This window comes from Oscillibacter sp. UBA6647 (assembly GCA_002455655.1).
Classification (GTDB): domain Bacteria; phylum Bacillota; class Clostridia; order Oscillospirales; family Oscillospiraceae; genus Oscillibacter.
In genome coordinates this window covers 1-4,567 of sequence record DKLF01000052.1, presented here as the reverse complement: position 1 = coordinate 4,567, position 4,567 = coordinate 1, and the positions used below count along the sequence as shown (strand labels likewise).

The window sequence follows — 4,567 nt, the reverse complement described above, 5'->3', positions numbered from 1 at the left end:
GCGTCCGCAAATTTTTATTTGATTCAGTATACTACCCCGCAAAGCTCCGCCGCAACGAAAATCCGGCGGTTTCTTTCTTTTCGGAAAACGCCACAGCTTTTGCGTAAATCTTTCGTCCGTTTCCGGCAGTTTCTACAAAGCGCTCTGCATCTCCCTGATTTTCCAGAACGCCGCGTCCGCAAACCGGACGCGGCGTTCTTCTCAATTTCCTTACTTGGCGGCTCTGCTGTCCACCAATTCCTTTAGCTGCGCGGTAAACGCCTCCAGCGACATCACGCCAAGGTCGCCGTCGGACCGGTGACGAACCGCCACCTGGCCGCTTTCGGCCTCCTTGTCGCCCACCACCAGCATGAAGGGGTCCTTCTCCAGTTGGGCCTCGCGAATTTTTTTGCCGATTTTTTCGTTCCGCAGGTCCACCTCTACCCGGAAGCCCTGTGCCTCCAGCGCGGCGGCCACCTGCTTGGCGTATTCGTCCGCCCGCTGGGTAATGGTGAGAATCTTCACCTGCACGGGGCTGAGCCAGGTGGGGAACGCACCGGCAAAGTGTTCGATAATCACGCCAATGAACCGCTCGATAGAGCCCAGCACCACACGGTGGATCATGACAGGCCGGTGTTTCTGGCCGTCCTCACCCACATATTCAAGATCAAAACGCTCGGGCATCTGCATATCAAGCTGAATCGTGCCGCACTGCCAGGTCCGGCCCAGCGAGTCCGCCAGATGGAAGTCCAGCTTCGGGCCGTAGAAGGCTCCATCGCCCTCGTTAATGACGTATTCCTTACCCATGTGCTCGATGGCCTTTTTCAGCGTCTCGGTGGCATAGTCCCAGGTTTCCTTCTCGCCGATGTGATCCTCCGGCATGGTGGAAACCTCGATCTGATAGCTCAGTCCGAAGACGGAGTACACCTCGTCAAACAGGCGAACCACGTTTTGAATTTCTTGCTCCATCTGATCCCATGTCATGAAGATATGGGCGTCGTCCTGCGTGAAGCAGCGGACGCGGAACAGACCGTGCAGCGCACCGGAAAGTTCGTGCCGGTGAACCAAACCCAGCTCAGCCATGCGCAGCGGCAAATCGCGGTAAGAGTGAGGTTCGGTCTTATACACCAGCATGCCGCCCGGGCAGTTCATCGGCTTGACGGCGTAATCCTCTCCATCAATGACGGTGGTATACATGTTGTCCTTGTAATGGTCCCAGTGGCCGGAGCGGTGCCACAGCTCCTGATTCAAAATAATAGGAGAGGAAATCTCCACATAGCCGTATTTCTTATGAACCTGACGCCAGTAGTCCAGCAAAGTATTGCGCAGGACCATGCCCTTAGGCAGGAAGAAGGGGAAGCCGGGGCCTTCGTCCATCAGCGCAAACAGACCCAGCTCCTTGCCAAGCTTGCGGTGGTCCCGGCGCTTGGCCTCTTCAATGCGCTCCAGATACGCGTCCAGCTCCTCCTTTTTGGGGAAGGCAATGCCGTAAATCCGCTGAAGGGTCTGGCGGTTGGAATCACCCCGCCAATAGGCGGCGTTGCAGGCGGTGAGCTTGATGGCGTTGCCCTTGATGCGTCCGGTGGAGTCCAGATGGGGGCCGGCGCACAGGTCGATGAACTCGCCCTGCTTGTAGAAGGAGATCACCGCATCCTCCGGCAGGTCGTTGATCAGCTCCACCTTATAAGGCTCGCCCTTTTCCTCCATGAACTTGATGGCGTCAGCCCGGGGCATCTCGGAGCGCTCCAGCTTCAGCTTTTCCTTGCAGATTTTCCGCATCTCGGCCTCAATCTGCTCCATCATCTCAGGAGTGAAGGGAACGGGAGAATCCAGATCGTAATAAAAGCCCTCGTCGATGGAGGGGCCGATGGCCAGCTTCACCTCGGGATACAGGCGCTTCACCGCCTGCGCCATGACGTGGGAGCAGGTGTGCCAATAGGTTTTGCGGTAGGCCGGGTCTTCAAAGGTAAACTGCTTCTCATTTGCTTCAGACATTTCAATTCCTCCTCAAATTGGGGCCGGGACGGCACGCGGACGCGCCGCCGGAGATTTTTGACGACAAAAAATCTCACCCCTGAAAAATCAGGGGTGAGATACGAATTCGTATTCCACGGTTCCACCCTGCTTGCGCCCAAATAGACGCCGCTCGTGTCCTCTGTAACGGGAGGTCCCGTCCCGTTCTACTTGGGTTTCCCCTTTCGGCGGGCGGCTCCAAGGCGGTGTCGCTTCGGTTCCGGCAAGGGCCGCTTGCAGCAAGCGCGGCCCCTCTCTGGTGTCTTTCCCGAACGATGTCCTTTTCCAAGCCTTTTGGTATGATTATTGCTAATATAGCACCTGAAATTGCGTCTGTCAAGCCGCCGTGTGTTAATTTTTTATGACAGAGAGCACCGTAAGCCGGTTCCCATCCACGGTGAATTTCACCTCGGCCCCGGCAAAGCCGAAGCCGTACACCCGTCCCGGATCGTCCTGATAGGCGGGCCGGGGATCCTCGGCCAAAACGCCCATCAGGGCTGCCCTGCTCCCTTCCGGAAGAAGTTCCAGCACCTCCGGTGGGCACTCCACCGTCAGCTTCCGCTCCGGGGCAGAGGGTGCAAAGCCGCCCGTGGCCTCCGGGTGGGCGTCCACATAGGGGACATAGGGCTTGATGTCCAAAATCGGCGTGCCGTCCATCAAATCGGCTCCCGCCACCCGGAGAATACAGCCGTCAGATCCGCTCTCCTCAATGCCCAGCAGCTTTACGCAGGAAAGGCCAATCGGATTGGGGCGAAAGGGCGACCGTGTGGCAAACACGCCCATGCGGGCGTTCCCCCCCAGCCGGGGCGGCCGCACCGTGGGCGACCAGCCCGCCCGCACAGATTCGGAAAACTGCCAGATCAGCCACAGATGGGAAAAGCCCTCCAGCCCCCGCAGCGCGTCGGGGTTGCGGTACTCCGGGAGAAATATCACGCGGCTCTCCAGCTCTTCCACCAACCCGCTCTGGCGGGGAACGCCAAATTTTGTTTGAAAATCGCTTTGAATACGGGCGATAAATTTTACGGAAAAGCCGTCTTCCACAGAACCACTTCCCTTTCCTTCGTAAATCTCTTGTTGTATTAAGTATAGCGGACATACGCCGCTTTTGCAACACCTAACGGCGGCTCTGCCAGCTTAAAAGCCGTCCCGTTTCAATAGCTGCCAGCGCCCGGACACCGTCGAAGTCCACATAGGGGTTGTAAATCGCCTCCAACACATCGTGAGTGTCCTTGGCGTCCCGCAGAGCGGAGACGGCTTCTTCCCGCAGGGAGGCGGACATTCTCCGCAGCAGCCGCTCTCTCCCCCTCTCCTCCGTCCGGGTCAACGCGTCCAGACGGATGCGGCGGAAAGGCTTTCCCTCGTACTCCATTCCGGGCCGGGAGGTGACAAAGCCAAGTCCCAGACCGGGAATCAACAAATGCTCCAGCCGTCCCGGCTCTTCGGGAGACGGGCAGGCAATCGTGTCCCAGCCTTGGTCCGACGCAGTCTTGCGCAGCCGTTCCAAAAGCGGGCCCGCCAATTCCCAGCGGTCTGCCAGTTCATAAACCTTGGGACAAAGAGTCTCTATGCTGTCAAACCGCCATACGGTCCCCCGGAAAGTAACTCCGCCCAAAAAGCGCCAATCCGTCTTGCCGGGCTGATCTCCCTTTTTGCGCAGCTCCCGTGCAATAATCCCGTCCAGCCGCCGGTTTGCCCGCTGGAGGTCAAAACATCGCCCCGCATCTGTTACCGTCTCCAGCTCCACTTCCCGCGCCGCCTTCAGGCAGCGGTAAGCCCCGGCCACAGCCTCCTTGTTTTTCCGGATCAGGGTCACGATTTCTTCCCGAGCGGCCTTTGCCGCCGTCAGGTCGTAGAACCGGCCCAAATCCACAATTCGCTCCACCGCCGCCGCATAGCGGGGCTCCATGGTGTGGGGCGGCGTGCCGTCCACCGCCGCGCAGCCCATGTCAGGCAGGTAAATTCCGTCCAGCGAATCCGGGTCGCCGCTGCACCAAAGATACTCCACCCGCTCTCCGGCCCCCTCCATTGCCTCTCCCAAAATTCTTAAAAACGTGGATTTTCCAACACCGGGGCCCCCTTTTAAAATCATCAGGTCATATGTATCTTCTCCGACCAAGCGGTCAAACAGGCTTTGAAATCCGGCTCCGCCATTGGCGCCGAGAAAAAAATTGGTTACAGTAGCCATATTGTCTCCTCCAAATCTGTTCTCATCCACAGATTATGCGGAAACAGCCTGACCCGACACAAAATCAATCCGCTTCCTAATCGGAAGCGGGTTAATCCAAAAAGAGACAAAAAAATCCCAGCTTTGCCCTACGCTGAAAAACAAAAATATTCAGTCAATACCCGGCGAATCCGGCTGCTCAGGAGAATACGAAACGGCAAACTTCGTTTGCCGGAACGGAGCTTTCTTCCCCGGTGAAGCCAAGGCTTCTACAAAAAACAGACGCGCGGCGATTGCATCGCCGCGCGTCCGAAAGACTTCTCTTATAAAAACAACACACTCTCCGCCGGTCGGGTATAGTTCTCCTCCAGCATGGCCTTGTGAGACAAAAACGCCGGATCATCAAAATAT

Annotated in this window: 3 protein-coding genes; all 3 read right to left on the bottom strand. The window is 57.5% G+C overall.

Annotated features, from left to right (window positions below):
* Nucleotides 1-210 precede the first annotated feature (210 nt).
* Nucleotides 211-1,974, bottom strand: coding sequence for a threonine--tRNA ligase (thrS, locus tag B2W96_RS04190; RefSeq protein ID WP_293008859.1), 1,764 nt, complete (start codon nucleotides 1,972-1,974; stop codon nucleotides 211-213).
* 369 nt (nucleotides 1,975-2,343) lie between these two features.
* The gene (gene tsaA / locus B2W96_RS04185) at nucleotides 2,344-3,033 is read right to left on the bottom strand and encodes a tRNA (N6-threonylcarbamoyladenosine(37)-N6)-methyltransferase TrmO (RefSeq protein WP_293008857.1); all 690 of its coding nucleotides are present in this window, start codon (nucleotides 3,031-3,033) and stop codon (nucleotides 2,344-2,346) included.
* Nucleotides 3,034-3,106: 73 nt separating this feature from the next.
* Nucleotides 3,107-4,177 carry a hypothetical protein gene (locus B2W96_RS04180; protein WP_293008855.1) on the bottom strand — a complete coding sequence of 357 codons (1,071 nt, stop codon included), beginning with the start codon at nucleotides 4,175-4,177 and terminating at the stop codon, nucleotides 3,107-3,109.
* Nucleotides 4,178-4,567 lie beyond the last annotated feature (390 nt).

Coding starts and splice junctions, on each gene's coding strand:
- thrS (WP_293008859.1), bottom strand. CDS start 1,974: ATGTCTGAAGCAAATGAGAAGCAGTTTACCTTTGAAGACCCGGCCTAC.
- B2W96_RS04180 (WP_293008855.1), bottom strand. CDS start 4,177: ATGGCTACTGTAACCAATTTTTTTCTCGGCGCCAATGGCGGAGCCGGA.